The sequence below is a fragment of the Leisingera sp. ABD4_442 genome (assembly GCF_056160905.1).
In genome coordinates this window covers 1-18,610 of the sequence record NZ_JBSWYB010000018.1, presented here as the reverse complement: position 1 = coordinate 18,610, position 18,610 = coordinate 1, and the positions used below count along the sequence as shown (strand labels likewise).

Annotated in this window: 16 protein-coding genes; 9 read left to right on the top strand and 7 right to left on the bottom strand. The window is 63.7% G+C overall.

What is annotated here, in order from left to right:
• Positions 1–20: 20 nt before the first annotated feature.
• From acs to ACXAHG_RS14115, 8 genes are all read left to right on the top strand, one after another.
• The gene (gene acs / locus ACXAHG_RS14150; protein WP_475058284.1) at positions 21–1,982 is read left to right on the top strand and encodes an acetate--CoA ligase; all 1,962 of its coding nucleotides are present in this window, start codon (positions 21–23) and stop codon (positions 1,980–1,982) included.
• Positions 1,983–1,988: 6 nt separating this feature from the next.
• Entirely contained in the window at positions 1,989–2,672 is a 684-nt protein-coding gene (locus ACXAHG_RS14145) for an adenylate kinase (protein ID WP_475058282.1), read from the top strand.
• 187 nt (positions 2,673–2,859) lie between these two features.
• Positions 2,860–3,144: a DUF4212 domain-containing protein gene (locus ACXAHG_RS14140; RefSeq protein WP_475042783.1), complete on the top strand. Its 285-nt coding sequence runs from the start codon at positions 2,860–2,862 to the stop codon at positions 3,142–3,144.
• A 1-nt stretch (position 3,145) separates the two neighbouring features.
• The gene (locus ACXAHG_RS14135) at positions 3,146–4,930 is read left to right on the top strand and encodes a sodium:solute symporter family protein (RefSeq protein ID WP_475042781.1); all 1,785 of its coding nucleotides are present in this window, start codon (positions 3,146–3,148) and stop codon (positions 4,928–4,930) included.
• 204 nt (positions 4,931–5,134) lie between these two features.
• Positions 5,135–6,958: a DUF294 nucleotidyltransferase-like domain-containing protein gene (locus ACXAHG_RS14130; protein ID WP_475058279.1), complete on the top strand. Its 1,824-nt coding sequence runs from the start codon at positions 5,135–5,137 to the stop codon at positions 6,956–6,958.
• A gap of 89 nt (positions 6,959–7,047) precedes the next feature.
• Positions 7,048–7,563 carry a hypothetical protein gene (locus tag ACXAHG_RS14125; protein ID WP_475058276.1) on the top strand — a complete coding sequence of 172 codons (516 nt, stop codon included), beginning with the start codon at positions 7,048–7,050 and terminating at the stop codon, positions 7,561–7,563.
• A gap of 2 nt (positions 7,564–7,565) precedes the next feature.
• Entirely contained in the window at positions 7,566–8,975 is a 1,410-nt protein-coding gene (locus ACXAHG_RS14120) for a 3'-5' exonuclease (protein ID WP_475058273.1), read from the top strand.
• 60 nt (positions 8,976–9,035) lie between these two features.
• The gene (locus ACXAHG_RS14115) at positions 9,036–9,536 is read left to right on the top strand and encodes a flavin reductase family protein (RefSeq protein WP_475042776.1); all 501 of its coding nucleotides are present in this window, start codon (positions 9,036–9,038) and stop codon (positions 9,534–9,536) included.
• A 17-nt stretch (positions 9,537–9,553) separates the two neighbouring features.
• Here the strand turns inward: ACXAHG_RS14115 and ACXAHG_RS14110 are convergent, their stop codons facing one another.
• The 7 genes from ACXAHG_RS14110 to ACXAHG_RS14080 form a co-directional block, all read right to left on the bottom strand.
• On the bottom strand, positions 9,554–10,288 hold the full coding sequence (locus ACXAHG_RS14110) for an ATP-binding protein (RefSeq protein WP_475058270.1): 735 nt from the start codon (positions 10,286–10,288) through the stop codon (positions 9,554–9,556).
• A 359-nt stretch (positions 10,289–10,647) separates the two neighbouring features.
• On the bottom strand, positions 10,648–11,634 hold the full coding sequence (locus tag ACXAHG_RS14105) for an ABC transporter substrate-binding protein (protein ID WP_475042774.1): 987 nt from the start codon (positions 11,632–11,634) through the stop codon (positions 10,648–10,650).
• Positions 11,635–11,781: 147 nt separating this feature from the next.
• On the bottom strand, positions 11,782–12,627 hold the full coding sequence (locus ACXAHG_RS14100; protein ID WP_475058268.1) for an ABC transporter permease: 846 nt from the start codon (positions 12,625–12,627) through the stop codon (positions 11,782–11,784).
• An 85-nt stretch (positions 12,628–12,712) separates the two neighbouring features.
• Positions 12,713–13,630 carry an ABC transporter permease gene (locus ACXAHG_RS14095; protein ID WP_475058266.1) on the bottom strand — a complete coding sequence of 306 codons (918 nt, stop codon included), beginning with the start codon at positions 13,628–13,630 and terminating at the stop codon, positions 12,713–12,715.
• 99 nt (positions 13,631–13,729) lie between these two features.
• Entirely contained in the window at positions 13,730–14,569 is an 840-nt protein-coding gene (locus ACXAHG_RS14090) for an ABC transporter ATP-binding protein (protein WP_475058263.1), read from the bottom strand.
• A gap of 60 nt (positions 14,570–14,629) precedes the next feature.
• Complete coding sequence (gene hydA / locus ACXAHG_RS14085; protein WP_475058260.1) at positions 14,630–16,084, bottom strand: dihydropyrimidinase; 1,455 nt, start codon at positions 16,082–16,084, stop codon at positions 14,630–14,632.
• A gap of 190 nt (positions 16,085–16,274) precedes the next feature.
• Entirely contained in the window at positions 16,275–17,525 is a 1,251-nt protein-coding gene (locus ACXAHG_RS14080; protein WP_475042767.1) for a Zn-dependent hydrolase, read from the bottom strand.
• 267 nt (positions 17,526–17,792) lie between these two features.
• Between ACXAHG_RS14080 and ACXAHG_RS14075 the strand changes: the two genes are divergently transcribed.
• Positions 17,793–18,407 carry a TetR family transcriptional regulator C-terminal domain-containing protein gene (locus ACXAHG_RS14075; RefSeq protein WP_475058257.1) on the top strand — a complete coding sequence of 205 codons (615 nt, stop codon included), beginning with the start codon at positions 17,793–17,795 and terminating at the stop codon, positions 18,405–18,407.
• Positions 18,408–18,610 lie beyond the last annotated feature (203 nt).

Sequence of the window (18,610 nt, the reverse complement as noted above, 5' to 3'; positions counted from 1 at the left end):
AATTTCTGGGAGGAAACCGCATGAACGCGCTGCACGCAGACGCTGTCTATCCGCCATCCGACGAAACCGTTGCCCGCGCGCATGTCAATGCCGCGAAATACCAGGAGATGTATCAGGCCTCGCTGTCCGACCCTGAGGGGTTCTGGGGTGAACAAGGCAAGCGCATCGACTGGATCAAGCCCTTCACCCAGGTGAAGGATGTGAACTACAACTTCGGCAATGTCTCGATCAACTGGTACGCCGACGGCACCCTGAACGTCTCCGCCAACTGCATCGACCGCCATCTGGAAACCCGCGGCGACCAGACCGCGATCATCTGGGAGCCGGATGATCCAGAGGAAGCCGCCCAGCACATCACCTACAGCGAACTGCACCGCCGCACCTGCCGGATGGCCAACATCCTGGAGAGCATGGGCGTGCGCAAGGGCGACCGGGTGGTGATCTACCTGCCGATGATCCCCGAGGCGGCCTATGCCATGCTGGCCTGCGCCCGCATCGGCGCCATTCATTCCATCGTGTTTGCCGGTTTCTCCCCCGACGCGCTGGCGGCCCGCATCAACGGCTGCGACGCCAAGGTGATCATCACCGCCGACGAGGCGCCGCGCGGCGGCCGCAAGACCCCGCTGAAATCGAACGCCGACGCCGCCCTGCTGCACACCAAGGACAGCGTGAAATGCCTGGTGGTCAAGCGCACCGGCGGCCAGACCACCTGGGTGGACGGGCGCGACTACGACTACAACGAGATGGCGCTGGAAGCGGAAGATTACTGCGCTCCGGCAGAGATGAACGCCGAGGACCCGCTGTTCATCCTCTACACCTCCGGCTCCACCGGCCAGCCTAAGGGCGTGGTGCATACCTCCGGCGGTTATCTCACCTATGCCGCAATGACCCATGAGGTGACATTCGACTACCACGATGGCGACGTCTACTGGTGCACCGCGGACGTGGGCTGGGTCACCGGCCACAGCTACATCGTCTATGGCCCGCTGGCCAATGGCGCCACCACCCTGATGTTCGAAGGCGTGCCGACCTACCCCGACGCCAGCCGCTTCTGGCAGGTCTGTGAAAAGCACAAGGTGAACCAGTTCTACACCGCTCCCACAGCCCTGCGGGCGCTGATGGGCCAGGGCAATGAATGGGTAGAAAAGTGCGATCTGAGCGATCTCAAGGTACTGGGCACCGTAGGTGAACCGATCAACCCCGAGGCCTGGAACTGGTACAACGAGGTTGTCGGCAAGGGCAAATGCCCGATCGTCGACACCTGGTGGCAGACCGAGACCGGCGGCCACCTAATGACGCCGCTGCCGGGCGCCCACGCGATGAAGCCGGGCGCGGCGATGAAACCCTTCTTCGGCATCCAGCCGGTGGTTCTGGACCCCCAGTCGGGTGTTGAGATCGAGGGCAACGGCGTCGAGGGTGTCCTGTGCATCAAGGACAGCTGGCCGGGCCAGATGCGCACCGTCTGGGGCGACCATGAGCGCTTCGAGAAAACCTATTTCTCCGACTACAAGGGCTATTACTTCACCGGCGACGGCTGCCGCCGCGACGAGGATGGCGACTACTGGATCACCGGCCGCGTCGACGACGTGATCAACGTCTCCGGCCACCGCATGGGCACCGCTGAGGTCGAAAGCGCACTGGTGGCGCATGCCGCCGTGGCCGAGGCCGCCGTGGTCGGCTACCCGCATGAGATCAAGGGCCAGGGCATCTACTGCTACGTGACCCTGATGAACGACCGCGAACCCTCGGACGAGCTGCTGAAGGAGCTGCGCACCTGGGTCCGCACCGAGATCGGCCCGATTGCTAGCCCGGACGTGATCCAATGGGCACCGGGCCTGCCGAAAACCCGTTCCGGCAAGATCATGCGCCGCATCCTGCGCAAGATCGCCGAGAACGACTTCGGCTCGCTGGGCGACACCTCGACCCTCGCCGATCCGTCGGTGGTCGAGGACCTGATCGAAAACCGCGCGAACAAGGGGTAAGCAGACATGAATATGGCAGTCCTCACCCGTCCCGCCGTGCTGATCCTGCTGGGGCCTCCGGGCGCCGGCAAGGGCACCCAGGCGCGGATGCTGGAAGAGAAATTCGGCTATGTGCAGCTGAGCACCGGCGACCTGCTGCGCGAGGCGGTAGCTGCGGGCACCCCCGCAGGCCTCGCCGCCAAGGCGGTGATGGAGGCTGGCCAGCTGGTCAGCGACGAGATCGTGATCAACATCCTGCGCGACCGTCTGGCAGAGCCCGATTGCACCAAGGGCGTGATCCTCGACGGCTTCCCCCGCACCACCGTGCAGGCAGAGGCGCTGGGCGATCTGCTGGCGGAAACCCAGCAGAAGATCAACGCCGCCATCAGCCTGGAGGTGGACGACGCCGCGATGGTCGAACGCATCTCCGGCCGCTACACCTGCGCAGGCTGCGGCGAGGGCTACCACGACAGTTTCAAGCAGCCCGCAGTGGCCGGCAAATGCGACAAATGCGGCAGCACCGAAATGAAGCGCCGTGCTGACGACAACGCCGAAACCGTTGCCAGCCGGCTGGAGGCCTATCACGCGCAGACCGCGCCGCTGATCGCCTACTACGGCGGCAAGGACGTGCTGAAGACCACTAATGCCATGGGCGAAATCACCGACATCGCCCAGGACATGGCGGCCATCGTGACCGAGGCCACCAGCTAACAACTAAGAAACGGGGCCTGCCTGACCCGCAGGACCCCGTCCCCGGACATTGGAATACCCATCGGCACCGCCTTGGCGGACCGGAGGAGTCATGCCTGCACGCCCGTGAACCCGGCAGCAGGCACATGGAGAGAGCTTGCCTGATGACACTCGCAGGCAGGTTCAGGAGGAAGAAGGAGGAGCCGCTATGGCGGACCAAACCACAAACGCCGCAAAGGCCGCCGAAGCCGACAAGGGCTATTGGGCGGCCAATGTGCGCATCATTCTCGTCAGCCTGGTGATCTGGGCTGTTGTTTCATTCGGCTTCGGCATCCTGCTGCGCCCGATGCTTGCGGGCATTCAGGTCGGCGGCAGCGATCTGGGCTTCTGGTTCGCCCAGCAAGGCTCGATCCTGGTGTTCCTGGGGCTGATCTTTTTCTACGCGTTCCGGATGAACAAGCTGGACCGCGAATACGGCGTGGAGGAAGAATAAGATGGACCAGTTTACCATCAACCTGCTGTTTGTGGGCGCGTCTTTCGCGCTTTACATCGGCATCGCGATCTGGGCCCGTGCGGGCTCCACATCTGAATTCTATGCCGCGGGCCGGGGTGTTCACCCTGTCACCAACGGCATGGCAACCGCGGCCGACTGGATGTCGGCGGCCTCCTTCATCTCGATGGCGGGCCTCATCGCCTTTACCGGTTATGACAACTCCACCTTCCTGATGGGCTGGACCGGCGGCTATGTGCTGCTGGCACTGCTGCTGGCGCCCTACCTGCGCAAGTTCGGCAAGTTCACCGTGTCTGAGTTCATCGGCGACCGGTTCTACTCCCCGACCGCGCGCGTGGTGGCCGTGATCTGCCTGATCGTCGCTTCGACCACTTACGTGATCGGCCAGATGACCGGTGTCGGCGTGGCCTTCGGCCGCTTCCTCGAGGTTTCCAACACCGCAGGCCTGCTGATCGGCGCCTGCGTGGTCTTCGCCTACGCCGTGTTCGGCGGCATGAAGGGCGTGACCTACACCCAGGTGGCGCAGTACTGCGTGCTGATCATGGCCTACACCATCCCGGCCATCTTCATCTCGCTGCAGCTGACCGGCAACCCGATCCCGGCGCTCGGCCTGTTCGGCGACCACGCCGCCTCCGGTGAGCCGCTGCTGACCAAGCTGGACGCCATCGTGACCGAGCTGGGCTTCAACGAGTACACAGCGCATCACTCCGACACCTTCAACATGGTTCTGTTCACGCTCTCGCTGATGATCGGCACCGCGGGCCTGCCCCACGTGATCATGCGCTTCTTCACCGTGCCGAAAGTGGCTGATGCCCGCTGGTCGGCCGGCTGGGCGCTGGTGTTCATTGCGCTGCTCTATCTGACCGCTCCGGCAGTTGGCGCCATGGCCCGCCTGAACATCACCGAAATGATGTGGCCCAACGGCGGTATCGAAGGCGGCGCCGTGACCGTGCAGCAGATCGAAAACGATCCGCAGTACGACTGGATGGCGACCTGGCAGCAGACCGGCCTGCTGGGCTGGGAAGACAAGAACGGCGATGGTGCGATCCAGTACTACAACGACAAGAACGCCGATCTGCAGGCCGTGGCCGAAGCCAACGGCTGGGCCGGCAATGAGCTGACCAACTTCAACCGCGACATCCTGGTTCTGGCCAATCCTGAGATTGCCAACCTGCCGGGCTGGGTGATCGGTCTGGTGGCGGCTGGCGGCCTGGCGGCGGCGCTGTCCACCGCGGCGGGCCTGCTGCTGGCGATTTCGTCGGCCGTATCCCACGACCTGATCAAGGGCTCGATCAACCCGAATATCTCGGAAAAAGGCGAGCTGCTGTCGGCCCGTATCGCCATGGCCGTGGCCATCGCGGTGGCAACCTACCTGGGTCTGAACCCGCCGGGCTTTGCCGCCCAGACCGTGGCGCTGGCCTTCGGCCTGGCAGCCGCCTCGATCTTCCCGGCGCTGATGATGGGCATCTTCACCAAGGTGAACAACAAGGGCGCCGTGGCCGGCATGCTGGCAGGCCTCATCGTCACCCTGGTCTACATCTTCCTGCACAAGGGCTGGCTGTTCATCCCGGGCACCAACTCCTTCACCGATGCGGACCCGCTGCTGGGCACCATCAAATCCACCTCCTTCGGTGCGATTGGCGCGATGGTGAACTTCGCGGTCGCCTTCCTGGTGTCGAAATCGAGCGAGGCGATCCCCGCCGAGATCGAAGAGCTGGTCGAAAGCGTCCGCATCCCGCGCGGCGCAGGTGCCGCACAGGACCACTGACCTCCCCTGGGCGGGCTGCGTCCCAGCGGCCCGCCTCTTCCCTCATGGTCCCGTCCGGTGTTTCACTGGCGGGGCCATTTTTTCCCGAAGACGCCCGAAACAGCAGTCATTAGAAAACGCTAAGGATTGTCCCCGCCCTGGGGGCGGGCCGGGGGCAATCCGGGCCTGCGGCCCGGAAAAGACAGTTCAAAAGGACACAAGCAAATGCCCCTTTCCGAAACTGCCCTGCTCCGCTTCCTGTCCTCGGTTCACCCCTACGACAGCCTCGAACCCGCGCTGCTGCAGGACCTCGCCCCCAAGTTCCGCCAGATCGAGGCAAGTGCCGGCGATCCCGTCTATGCGCTGAACGAGGATCTGAAGGGCCTCTACCTGGTCCACACCGGCGAGGTGGAAGTGACCGACGAAAACGGCATCCCCGTCTCCATCCTCGGCCCACGCAACTCCTTTGGCGAGCGCGGCCTGACCCGCAGCGGCCGGGCGGTGACCTCGGCCAAGGCCACGGCAGAAACGCTCTTGCTGCTGCTGCCCAAGGCAGACTTCCACACCCTGATGGGCAGCCAGCCGCAGGTCGCGAAATTCTTCGACCGCCGCCGCCCCGGCAGCCGCGAGGGCAACAGCCTGGCCACCACAAGGGTCGAGGCCATCATGGCGCGAAACCCCGTCACCTGCTCCAGCGGCCTCACCTGCCAGGGCGCGGCACAGCTGATGCGCGACCGCCGCATCTCCTCTGTCTGCGTGACCGACCGGGACAGGCTGCAAGGCATCCTCACCACCCGCGACCTCACGGCCAAGATCCTCGCCGCGGGCAAACCCATCTCCACCCCGGTCAGCACGGTGATGACCCCGGACCCGCTGACCCTGGCGCCCTCCGCTATCGGCTCCGACGTGCTGCACATGATGATGGAGCACGGCATCGGCCATATCCCGGTGGTGGAGGCCGGCAGGCTCGCAGGCATCGTCACCCAGACCGACCTCACCCGCTTTCAGGCGGTCAGCTCGGGCGAAATGGTCTCCAGCATCGCCCGCGCGGGGTCCGCTGAGGAGATGGCAAAGGTCACCGCCGAAATCCCCCGCCTGCTGGTGCAGCTGGTGGCAGGCGGCAACCGGCATGAAGTGGTGACCCGGCTGATCACCGACATCGCCGACACCGCCACCCGCCGCCTGCTGGTTCTGGCCGAGGAGAAACTCGGCCCCGCCCCGGTCCCCTACCTGTGGCTGGCTTGCGGCTCGCAGGGCCGGCGCGAGCAGACCGGTGTCTCCGATCAGGACAACTGCCTGATCCTGTCCGACGAACTGGCGCCCGGAGCCGAGACCTACTTCGAGCAGTTGGCAAAGATCGTCTGCGACGGGCTCAACACTTGCGGCTATGTCTATTGCCCCGGCGACATGATGGCCTCCAACCCGCGCTGGCGGCAGCCGCTGCGCGTCTGGCGCGACTATTTCCGCGGCTGGATCGCCAAGCCCAGCCCCGAGGCGCAAATGCTGGCCTCGGTGATGTTCGACCTGCGCCCCATTGGCGGTGATGCCGCGCTGTTTGCCGATCTGCAGCAGCAGACCCTGAAGGCCGCCAGCGCCAATTCGATCTTCACCGCCCATATGACCGCCAATTCGCTGAAACACACACCGCCCTTGGGCCTGCTGCGCGGGCTGGCCACCATCCGCTCGGGCGAGCACCGCAACACGCTGGACATGAAACACAACGGCGTGGTGCCGGTGGTGGACCTGGGCCGCATCTACGCGCTGCAGGGCCAGCTGGCAGAGGTGAACACCCGCGCCCGCTTGCAGACGGCGGAAGCCGCGGGCGTGCTCAGCCCCTCCGGCGCGCGCGACCTCATGGACGCCTATGACCTGATTGCCCAAACCCGGCTGGAGCACCAGGCGGCACAGATCCGGGCGGGCCAGGCGCCGGATAATTACCTGGCGCCTTCGGATCTGTCGGACTTTGAGCGAAGTCATCTGCGCGACGCCTTTGTTGTTGTAAAGACGATGCAATCGGCGGTTGGGCACGGTAAAGGCATGTTAAGCTGACAGCAGCGCTTGCGGAGCGCACAGATGCCTCCGGCCGGAGTATTTTTGGAAAGATGAAAGAGCCGGCCGGATTTTGAAGAGGGCAAAGGATGTTTCTGGAACTGATTGCGGTGATTTTTGCGGGCATTGCGGCGGCGGGCGTGGTGATGCTCCTGAACCGGACGCTGAAGGGGCGGCTGCCGCGCTGGATGGCGCCGGTGGCGGCGGGGCTGGCGATGATCGGGGTCACCATCACCTCGGAATACGGCTGGTACGCGCGCACCAAGGCGGCCCTGCCCGAGGGGCTGGTGGTGGCGGAAACCGTCGAAAACCAGAGCTTCTACCGCCCCTGGACCTATGCGGTTCCTTACGTTGACCGCTTTGCAGCGCTGGACACCGCCACCCTGAAAACCCATGCGGACCACCCCCAGGTGTTCCTGGGAGAGCTGTACTTCTTCGGCCGCTGGGCACCGGTCAGCAAACTGCCGGTCTGGCTGGACTGCGGCACCGGGCGGCGGGCGCTGGCAGCCGGCGAAGCGGTCTTTGAGGGCGGGCTGCCCGATGGGCTGAACTGGGTTGAACCCGGCGCCGGCGATCCGATCCTGGTCACAGCCTGCGGAGGATAACCATGCTGTCCCGCCTGTCCCTGCGCCTGCGGATCTTTTTGTTCTTCTGCCTGCTGGCTCTTGGCGGCACCGGTGTGACCGGCGGCGCGCTGTGGCTTGGCTACAGCCGTGCCGGGCAGCCGGAGCTGCTGGATGCCTTTATCTTTTCAGGCTTGCTAAGCACCTTTGCCCTGCTTGGGCTTTGCGCCGGCGTTTGGCTGCTGTTTGACGAAAACGTCGCCAAGCCGATTGAGCGGCTGGCCGCAGGCATGCGCGCCCGGGCCCATGCCGGGGTGAGCAAGGACCTGGACACCCACGGCGCCCGCTATCTGGGCGACCTCGCCGCTGCGGCGCAGGGGCTGGCCGGGCAGCTGGGCGCCTCGGCGCTCAACGCGGCAGAGGCCATTGCCCGCGAAACCGAGCATCTGGAGGCAGAGAAAACGCGGCTCGCGGCGCTGCTGACCGATATTCCCATTGCCACCGTGATGGCCAGCCCGGCGCATCAGATCGTGCTTTACGACGGCCAGGCCGCCGCAGTACTGGCGCAAGAGGCGCCGCCGCGGCTGAATGCGCCGCTGTCGGACTATCTGGACCTGACCGGGCTGGAGGCCGCCTATGGCCGGCTGGTGCGCAGCGGCAAGGAGGTGCAGGCAGAGGTGAAAAGCGCCAGCGCAACCCAAGTGTACGATCTGCGCCTGAAACCCCTGGGCGGCGCACCGGGCTATATCATCCTGTTCGAAGGCGCCCATGCAGGCCTCGCCCCTGAGGATGCGCGCCCCCTGGTCTATGATTTTGCGCTGCTGGAAACCGGCCACGCAGAGCTGGGCAGCCGCAAGCTCTCCGCTCTCAGCTATGTGGTGTTTGACACCGAAACGACCGGCCTTCTGCCGCATAAGGACGAGATCGTCCAGATCGGCGCCCTGCGGGTGGTGCGGGGCCGGATCATCGAAAGCGAGGGTTTTGAAACCCTGGTGAATCCTGGCCGCCCCATTCCGGCGGCTTCCGCCAAGGTGCATGGCATCACCGATATGATGGTCCAGGGGCAGCCGGATATTGCCAGTGCGGCCCGGGACTTTCACCGCTTTGCGTCGGACGCGGTGATCGTGGCCCATAACGCGCCCTTCGACATGGCCTTTCTGCACCGCCACGCCAAACGCACCGGTGTCAGCTGGGACCAGCCGGTGCTGGACACGGTGCTGCTGAGCGCGGTGCTGTTCGGCGCCTCGCAGAACCATACGCTGGATGCGCTTTGCGACCGGCTGGAGGTCACCATCCCGCCTGCCTTGCGCCACACCGCCATGGGCGACGCCCGCGCCACCGCCGAGGTCTTCTGCAAGATGCTGCCAATGCTGGAAGCCCGCGGTCTTACCACCTTTGGCGCCGTGCTGGAAGAAACCCGCAAACACGGGCGCCTCATTGAGGACATGAACTAGGTAGACAATCGGTGCCATGCGTGGCAGGTCACTGCCCGGAACGAACAAGAGGCGCGCGACATGGCCGATACCAGCTTCATCCCCGGCCCGGACACCGCCCGGGCCTACCGTGATGCGCTTGGCTGCTTTGGCACCGGGGTGACGGTTGTCACCACCCGGACCGCCCGCGGCCCGCTGGCCATTACCGTCAACAGCTTCACCTCGGTATCGCTGGAGCCGCCGCTGCTGTTGTGGTGCCCGGCCAAGACGTCCCTGCGCCATGACGCTTTTGCAACAGCCGAAAGCTTTGCCATCCATGTGATGGCCGAGGACCAGCTTGGCCTTGCCAAGCATTTTGCCGCCAATGGCGAAGACTTCAGTGCTGCGGGCTGGACCCCCAACGCCCATGGCGCGCCGGCGCTTGACGGTGTAATAGCCCGGTTCGACTGCCGCCATTTTGCGGCCCATCCGGCAGGCGATCACACAATCATCATCGGACAGGTGGCCAGCGTCACCACCCGCCCGGGCAAAGGCCTGATCTTCAAGCGCGGGCAATACGGCGGCTTCCTGGAGCAAGGCTGACAGGCGGCGCGCTTTCGTCAGGGCAGCGCCAGAGGCGGGGCGCTTGCAGGCGCCTCCCTTTCCCTGCTGTCTGCGCACGGATCCTGCCCGGCCAGCGGGCGCGGCAGGACTGCAGCGGCTGACAGATCCATTCCCGGCTCCATGCTGAGCGCGCGCTGCGGGCAGACAGAGACGCAAAGCCCGCATTGCACGCAGAGGGATTCTACAAAATTCAGCCCCCCGCCGCTGCCGTTCAGGCCAAGCGCGTCCGAAGGGCAGACCCAGACGCAGCTGCTGCAGCTGTTGCAAAGGTCTTCATCCAGGCTTACCGCCCCGTAAGGGGCCTGTTCCGGCAGGCTGATGTGTTCTGTTCGGGCAGGCAGCAGCGCAGCCGCGCCGGCCCTGGCTGTATCGCGGCGGCTGCCGACCGCCAGCACCCCCGGAGAGACTGCTGGAAAGGGAATAACCGGTGCCCTCAGCCGGCGCAAAAGGTCAAGGGCCCCGTCAAACAGCAAAACCCGGCCAAGCCCGCCAAGCGCCTGTGCCAGATCCACTTCCTGCTTCTGCTGTGCCTTGCCCAGCGGGCTGCCATCGGATTGCAGGTGAATGATATCAAAGCCGCAAGCCAGGGCGTGCAGCAAATCAGGGTGGCTGATCTTTTCCAGCCGGCACACGCAAACGGGAACCACATCGCCTGCTTGCGCGGCGGCCAGCTCCAGCCCGATCGGCTCCACCTGATACAGCAGCAGGATCTGCGCCCTGCCCGTGGACATTTTGCGTTCAAAAGCCCTGCGGCAAAGATCCATCAGCGGCAGCGCCGTGCTTTTGCTTGCCACATCCCGCAGGGAAGGCCGCCCGCGGGCCGCATACCTGGACCGGCACGCGGTTTCGATTGTCTGAGGGCAAAGGCACAGCTTTTGAGACGGAAAAACATTCTGCACCTGCCCATCAGGTATATGAGCTCGCATCTCTCCCATACGGGAATGGTAACACAAAATCATACATCTCAAGGTTGCATTGCAGCGTTACATATGATTTTTTGCATTTTTAATATAATTGACCGTAAATTGATGGAAGCCCGGCAGGCGGGGCTGCCGGGCTTCCAAAGCCTTACCTGCGCCGAAGCCGCAGTTTATTTCAGCGCTGCATCGGTGATGGCATGGGTCCAGGCGCCCTCAGGCGTCTTGGTAATCACCGGATCGGAGCCGCCGCCCATCAGGGTCGACACGGTCCGCTCATAGTCGGCCGGATCCAGCGCGCCATTGCTGCCCGCGGTCAGCTTGGCGATCTCGCCCATCATCCGCTTCTGGTGGGTCTCGGTCTGCGCACCGGAAGCGTCATTGTCCAGCACGATCTCCGCCGCCTCATCCGGGTTGTCCTCGGCGTATTTCCAGCCCTTCATCGAGGCGCGCACAAAGCGCTCCATCTTGCCGGCAAAGGCTGCATCGCTCAGGTTCTCTTCCAGCACATACAGACCGTCCTCCAGCGTCGCGACGCCCTGGTCCTCGTATTTAAAGGTGATCAGCTCATCCGGTGACACGCCTGCATCAATCACCTGCCAGTATTCGTTATAGGTCATGGTCGAGATGCAGTCCGCCTGGCGCTGCAGCAGCGGGTCAACGTTGAAGCCCTGCTTCAAGACCTCGACGCCGCTCTCACCCTTGCCCTCGGTGGAGATGCCCAACTGGCTCATCCAGCTCATAAAGGGGAATTCATTGCCAAAGAACCAGACGCCCAGGGTGCGGTTTGCCAGATCGGCGGGTTCGGCAATCCCAGTGTCTTTCCAGCAGGTCAGCATCATGCCGGAGGATTTGAACGGCTGGGCGATATTGACCAGCGGCAGGCCCTTCTCCCGCGCGGCCAGCGCCGCGGGCATCCATTCCACGGTCACATCGGCACCGCCGCCGGCAATCACCTGGGTCGGCGCAATATCCGGCCCGCCCGGCAGGATGGTGACATTCAGGTCCTCTTCCTCGTAGAACCCCTTGTCCAGCGCCACGTAATAGCCCGCGAACTGCGCCTGAGTCACCCATTTCAGCTGCAGCGTCACGTCATCCGCCGCCTGCGCCGCCCCCGCGGCGCCCAGTGCCAGCGCTGCCGCCGTCATCAGATGTTTCATGTCTCGTTCTCCCTATTGATTATGATGTGAAGCTTGCCCGGGTTTGACCATTCGTTCAAAGTTTTTTCTTTATGAGGCCTGCCTTTGCCGGCACCCCGCGCAAGATTTCCGCAAAAACCGCCCCGCATCCGCAGGACGGTTCAACTTTCAGCCCCGCTGCGACGGGTGCCAGAAGGTAAAGCTCTTCTCGATCAGCGCCACCAGCCCGTAAAAGGCAGACCCCGCCAATGCCGCCACCACGATTTCCGCCCAGACCATATCCAGCGCCAGCTGGCCGACGCTGGTGGAAATACGGAAACCCATGCCAACGGTGGGCGAACCAAAGAACTCCGCCACAATCGCCCCGATCAGCGCCAGGGTGGTGGAAATCTTGAGCCCGTTGAACACAAACGGCAGCGCCGCCGGCAGCCGCAGCTTGAAAAAGCTTTGCCAGTAACCGGCGGCATAGGTCTGCATCAGATCACGCTGCATCTGGTCGGTCTCACGCAGCCCCGCCACGGTGTTCACCAGCATCGGAAAGAACACCATGACCACGACCACCGCGGCCTTGGAATGCCAGTCAAAGCCGAACCACATCACCAGGATCGGCGCGGTTCCGACAATCGGCAGCGCCGCGACAAAGTTCCCCACCGGCAGCAGCCCGCGGCGCAGAAAATCGCTGCGGTCGACCAGGATCGCAGTCAGAAACGCTGCGCCGCAGCCGATCACATAGCCGCCCAACGCGCCCTTCAGGATGGTCTGGGCAAAATCCTCCCACAGTATGGGAATGCTGGACATAAACCGCTCCGCAATCACCGAAGGCGCAGGCAGGATCACCAGCGACACCTCCAGCCCGCGCACCAGCAGTTCCCAGACCACCAGCACCGTGACGCCAAAGATGGCCGGAACCAAAAGCTGCACCGCACGCGTCCCAGCCGCAGGGCTGTTCGCCAGCCGGCTGTTCAGCCACCACCCCAAACACCAGACCAGAACGGCAAGAACCACCATGATCATGACAGGATCCCCTTGTTCTTCTGGCCAAAAATATCCCGGGTGAGCCGCGCAGCGGCGAGGGCAGAGCCCTCTTTCCAAACATCCATCATGCCCGCACCCCCATCCGGTTCAGGACCAGCTTCTCGATCAGTCCCAGCAATGCCACCAGCGCCGCCGCCAGGATTGCTGCCGCAAACAGCGCCGACCATATCTGCACGGTCTGGCCGTAATAGCTGCCCGCCAGCAGCCGCGCGCCAAGGCCCGCAACTGCACCGGTCGGCAGCTCTCCGACGATGGCCCCCACCAGGGACGCCGCAATGCCGATCTTCAGCGAGGCAAACAGATACGGCATCGAGGACGGCAGCCGCAGCTTCCAGAACCCTTGCGAGGTATTGGCATTGTAGGTCTTCAGCAAGTCCAGCTGCATCGCATCCGGCGCGCGAAGGCCCTTCACCATGCCGACAACCACCGGGAAGAAGCTGAGGTAGGCCGAGATCACCGCCTTGGGAATGATCCCCTGCACCCCGATGGAATAAAGCACCACAATGATCATCGGCGCCAGCGCGATGATCGGAATGGTCTGGCTGACAATCGCCCAGGGCATCACCGACATATCCATGACGCGGGAATGCACAATCCCCACCGCCAGCAGGATACCCAGCCCGGTGCCGATGGCAAACCCCAGCAGCGTCGCCGACAGCGTCACCTGCGCGTGATAGATCAGGCTGCGCTTGGAGGTGATCTTTTTCTCCACCGTGGTCTTCCACAGCTCCACCGCCACCTGATGCGGCGCGGGCAGCCGCGGGCGCTCCTGCACCCAGGTCTCGCCAATGGCAAAGGTATTCTTTGCCACCAGCCCGATCTCGCCCCTGTCCCGGCGCTCCTTGGCGGTCGCGGGAGTGACTTCCACCCCTGCCCGCTCAGCCGCGTCCAGCACCCCCTTGATGTTCATCGGCACACAGGCCGCATACCAAAGGGCGATGATGGCGGCGAGCACGGTGAGGACGGCAACAAGGCTTTTCATGACCCCGCCCTCCCCATTTGGCTGCCGCCCGGTGCACAGGGGGTGTACAGGGGGTGCACGGATGCCACCCCCCAATTCCGGCAGCACGGGATGGCAAAATCAGTCATCGCCATGCCCCGCCCGCAGCCCCTCGCGCACCCGGTGGGCAATCTCGATGAATTCCGGGCTGTCGCGGATATCCAGCGGCCGCTCCTTGGGCAAGGTGCTGTCGATCACGTCATGGATCCGCCCCGGCCGCGGCGACATCACTACGATCTTGGTCGACAGATACACCGCCTCCGGGATCGAGTGGGTGACAAAGCCGATAGTCTTGTTGGTCCGCGCCCAGAGCTTCAACAGCTGCTCGTTCAGGTGGTCGCGCACGATCTCATCCAGCGCCCCGAAAGGCTCGTCCATCAGCAGGATGTCAGCGTCGAACGCCAGCGCCCGCGCAATGCTGGCCCGCTGCTGCATCCCGCCCGACAGCTGCCAGGGAAACTTGCCGCCAAAGCCTGACAATTCAACAAGTTCCAGGACCTGGTTAACACGTTTTTCCTGTTCTGCCTTGGAGAATCCCATGATCTCCAGCGGCAGTTTGATGTTCCCCGCAATGGTCCGCCACGGATACAGCCCCGCGGCCTGAAACACATAGCCATAGGCCCGGTTGCGGCGTGCCTCGTCCGGGGTCATGCCGTTGACGGACAGGCTGCCGCCGGTAGGTGTTTCCAGCGCCGCAATACAGCGCAGAAAGGTGGTCTTGCCGCAGCCGGAAGGCCCGATGAAGGAGACAAAATCCCCTTTGCTGATCTCCAGGCTGACATCCTTCAGCGCATGCACCGGGCCGTCGTTTGTCTCAAAAGTCAAATCCAGGTTCTTCGCCTCGATGACGGTCTGAGCGGGGGCTGGATCGGAAGCGGCGGCCTCGGGACGGATTGCCTGGGTGGTCGTTTCCATATTCATATCTTCGCCTTGATTACACACAGGAAAACGGGCCGCCGTTGCTGGCAGCCCGCTCCTGATTTACACGCCTGTTGCCGGGATGCCGGTGCGTTCCACCGGGCGCGGCGCCGTCAGCTCTTTCCAAGTCGACAGCGCCTTGTTCACCGTGGTGTTGGCCTCCCGCGAGACGAACTTGCCGTGGCCCTCCTGGCACTTGATCTCGCCGTCATGCACCGCCACATGGCCGCGGGTCAGAGTAAAGCGCGGCAGGCCCTTCACCTCATGCCCCTCAAACACATTGTAGTCGATCGAAGACTGCTGGGTGCCCGCCGAAATCGTCTTGGTCTTCTTCGGATCCCAGACCACCAGATCAGCATCGGCACCAACCAGAACCGCGCCCTTTTTCGGGTAGCAATTCAAGATCTTAGCGATGTTGGTTGAAGTCACGGCGACAAACTCATTCGGCGTCAGCCGGCCGGTTTCCACGCCGTGGGTCCACAGCATCGGCATCCGGTCCTCCAGACCGCCAGTGCCGTTCGGAATCTTGGTAAAATCACCAATTCCAGCGCGTTTCTGCTCGGTAGTAAAGGCGCAGTGGTCGGTGGCCACCACCGACAAGGAACCCGACTGCAGACCGGCCCACAGGCTGTCCTGATGCTGCTTGTTGCGGAACGGCGGCGACATCACCCGGCGTGCGGCGTGGTCCCAGTCCTTGTTGAAATACTCACTCTCATCCAGGGTCAGATGCTGGATCAGCGGCTCGCCCCAGACCCGCTTGCCCTGCATCCGGGCGCGGCGGATGGCCTCGTGGCTGTCCTCGCAAGACGTATGCACCACGTAAAGCGGCACCCCGGCCATATCCGCGATCATGATGGCGCGGTTGGTGGCCTCGCCCTCCACCTGCGGCGGCCGCGAATAGGCGTGGGCTTCAGGGCCGGTGTTGCCTTCTGCCAAAAGCTTGGCGGAAAGTTCCGCCACCACATCGCCGTTTTCGGCATGCACCATGGCAATACCGCCCAGCTCCGCCAGCCGCTGGAAGGAGGCATAAAGCTCGTCATCGTTCACCATCAAGGCGCCCTTGTAGGCCATGAAGTGCTTGAAGGTGTTGATGCCGCGCTCCTGGATCACGGTCTTGATGTCGTCAAAGACCTGCTCGCCCCACCAGGTCACCGCCATGTGGAAGGAGTAGTCGCAGTTGGCGCGGGTCGACTTGTTGTCCCAGCGTTTCAGCGCGTCCAGCAGGCTTTCGCCCGGGTTCGGCAGCGCAAAATCCACCACCATGGTGGTGCCGCCCGCCAGTCCGGCGCGGGTGCCGCTTTCAAAATCGTCCGAGCTGTAGGTGCCCATGAAGGGCATCTCCAGATGGGTATGCGGGTCGATCCCGCCCGGCATCACATAGCAGCCGGTGGCGTCCAGTTCTTCATCCCCTTTCAGGTTCGGGCCGATCTGGGTGATCACCCCGTTTTCAATCAGCACATCGGCTTTATAGGTCAGATCGGCGGTCACGACAGTGCCGTTCCGGATGACTTTACTCATGGTTACAACTCCCTGAATCGGGGCGTATTTTCACGCCTCCGCTTGTCTCTTCCGCTGTCTGGCGCAGCGCATTTCAACTTTCCCGAAATACTCCGGGGGAGCGGCCCTTTGGGGCCGCGGGGGCAGCGCCCCTAGGGCTCCGCCCGTTCGCGGGCGAAACGCTCCGCAGGAGCGTTTCCGGGACGCCCGCTCACTCAACAATCTCCGCTGTCTCGACCACCGCATGGAACAGAACGTTGGCGCCGGCCTCGGCCCATTCCTTGCTGATCTCCTCAGCCTCATTATGGCTGAGCCCATCGACGCAGGGGCACATCACCATCGCGGTGGGCGCCACCCGGTTGATCCAGCAGGCATCATGGCCTGCGCCCGAGATAATATCGAGGTGCGAATAGCCCAGCCGTTCTGCCGCATTGCGCACCGCACTGACGCATCCTTCGTCAAAGGCCACGGGATCAAATCCGCCCACCTTCTCGAATTCGATCCCAACACCCATCGCCTCGGCAATCTCAGTGCCTTTTTCGCGCAGGCGGTTTTCCATATCGGTGATCACGTCCAGATCGGGACTGCGGAAGTCGACGGTGAAGACCACCTTTCCCGGGATCACATTGCGCGAATTCGGATAGACGTCGATATGCCCTGCCGCACCCACCGCGTGCGGCGCGTGGCTCCAGGCGATCTCGTCCACGGTCTCCAAAATACGCGCCATCGCGAGGCCTGCATTGCGGCGCATCGGCATCGGGGTGGAGCCGGTATGGGCGTCCTTGCCGGTGATGGTCACCTGGGTCCAGCTGAGGCCCTGGCCGTGGGTCACCACGCCGATGTCCTTGCCCTCGGCCTCTAGGATCGGCCCCTGCTCGATGTGCAGCTCAAAGAAGGCGTGCATCTTGCGGGCGCCGGTCTCTTCCTCGCCGCGCCAGCCGATACGTTTCAGCTCATCCCCGAATGTCTTGCCTTCGGCGTCTTCACGCGCGTAAGCCCAGTCCTGGGTATGGATGCCGGCAAACACCCCCGAGGACAGCATCGCAGGCGCATAGCGGGTGCCTTCCTCATTGGTGAAGTTGGTGGCCACGATCGGATGTTTGGTCTTGATGTTCATATCGTTGAGAGAGCGGATCAGCTCCAGCCCTGCCAGCACCCCCAGCACCCCGTCGTATTTGCCCCCGGTGGGCTGGGTGTCCAGATGAGAACCAACATAGACCGGCAGCGCGTCCGGATCGGTCCCCGCACGCATCGCAAACATATTGCCCATCTGATCGAGCCCCATGGTGCAGCCCGCGTCCTCGCACCATTTCTGGAACAGCGCGCGGCCCTCGCCGTCTTCGTCCGTCAGCGTCTGGCGGTTGTTGCCGCCCGCCACACCGGGGCCGATTTTGGCCATCTCCATCAGGCTGTCCCACAGCCTGTCACCATCAATTTTCAGATTCTGTCCAAGCGACGTCATCTCCAGCTTCCTTCCCTGTTCACCCGTCTTTGCGGGTTACGGCCGGCGTTTTCGCCGTTTCCGGTGGCTTTGAGTGCTGGTCTGCCAATGGGCGAGCCCGCCGGGGCTGCACACTGATTTGACCAACTGGTCAAACTCACGCTATCACGGGTTCACATTCAGTCAAGAAATTGACGCACAGGCCTTGAAAAAATCGGCAGTTTTGCCGGAAATAGGTGAAATTCCGCGCTTCAGCTGGCAGGTGCGGCAGAAACAGACAGGACAGACATGCCCGCAGACCGCGCGCCCACCCGCATTCAGAAGAAGAATCGCGCCGCCATTCTGGAGGCCGCGCTGGACGTGTTCTCCAGCCACGGCTTCCGCGGCTCCACCGTGGATCAGATCGCCAAGGCGGCGGGGCTGTCGAAACCGAATCTGCTCTACTACTTCCCCTCCAAGGAAGCGATCTTCAACGAATTGATGGCGGGGCTGCTGGACACCTGGCTAGACCCGCTGCGGGCGCTGGACCCGGAAGGCGAGCCGCTGGAAGAGATCCTCGCCTATGTGCAGCGCAAACTGCAGATGAGCCGGGATTTTCCCCGCGAAAGCCGGCTTTATGCCAATGAGATCGTGCAGGGCGCGCCGCGTTTGCATGATGTCATCGCCAGCGACCTGAATGGGCTGGTGGAGGAAAAAGCGCAGCTTTTGCAAGGCTGGATGGACGCGGGCCGGATCAACCGGGCGCATCCCAAACACCTGCTGTTCTCGATCTGGTCGCTGACCCAGCATTATGCGGATTTCGACGCCCAGGTGCGCACGCTGATGGGCGAAGAGGACCCGTTCGACGCGGCGCCGCAATACCTGGAAACCCTGTACCGGCGGATGCTTACGCCAAAAACCTGATCTGCCGGCAGCTGCTGTGCCGCCGCAAAAGATGCTCTCCCGCGCCCGCAGGTGCCATCAGCTGCGCTGACGCCCCCTTGACGGCCTTGGGGGAGGGGGGGGGGGGGGGGAAGGGGGGGAGGGGGAAGGGGGGGGGGGGGGGGGGATGGGGAGGGGGGGGGGGGGGGGGGGGGGGGGGGGAGGGGGTGTTTGCGGTTGAGGTG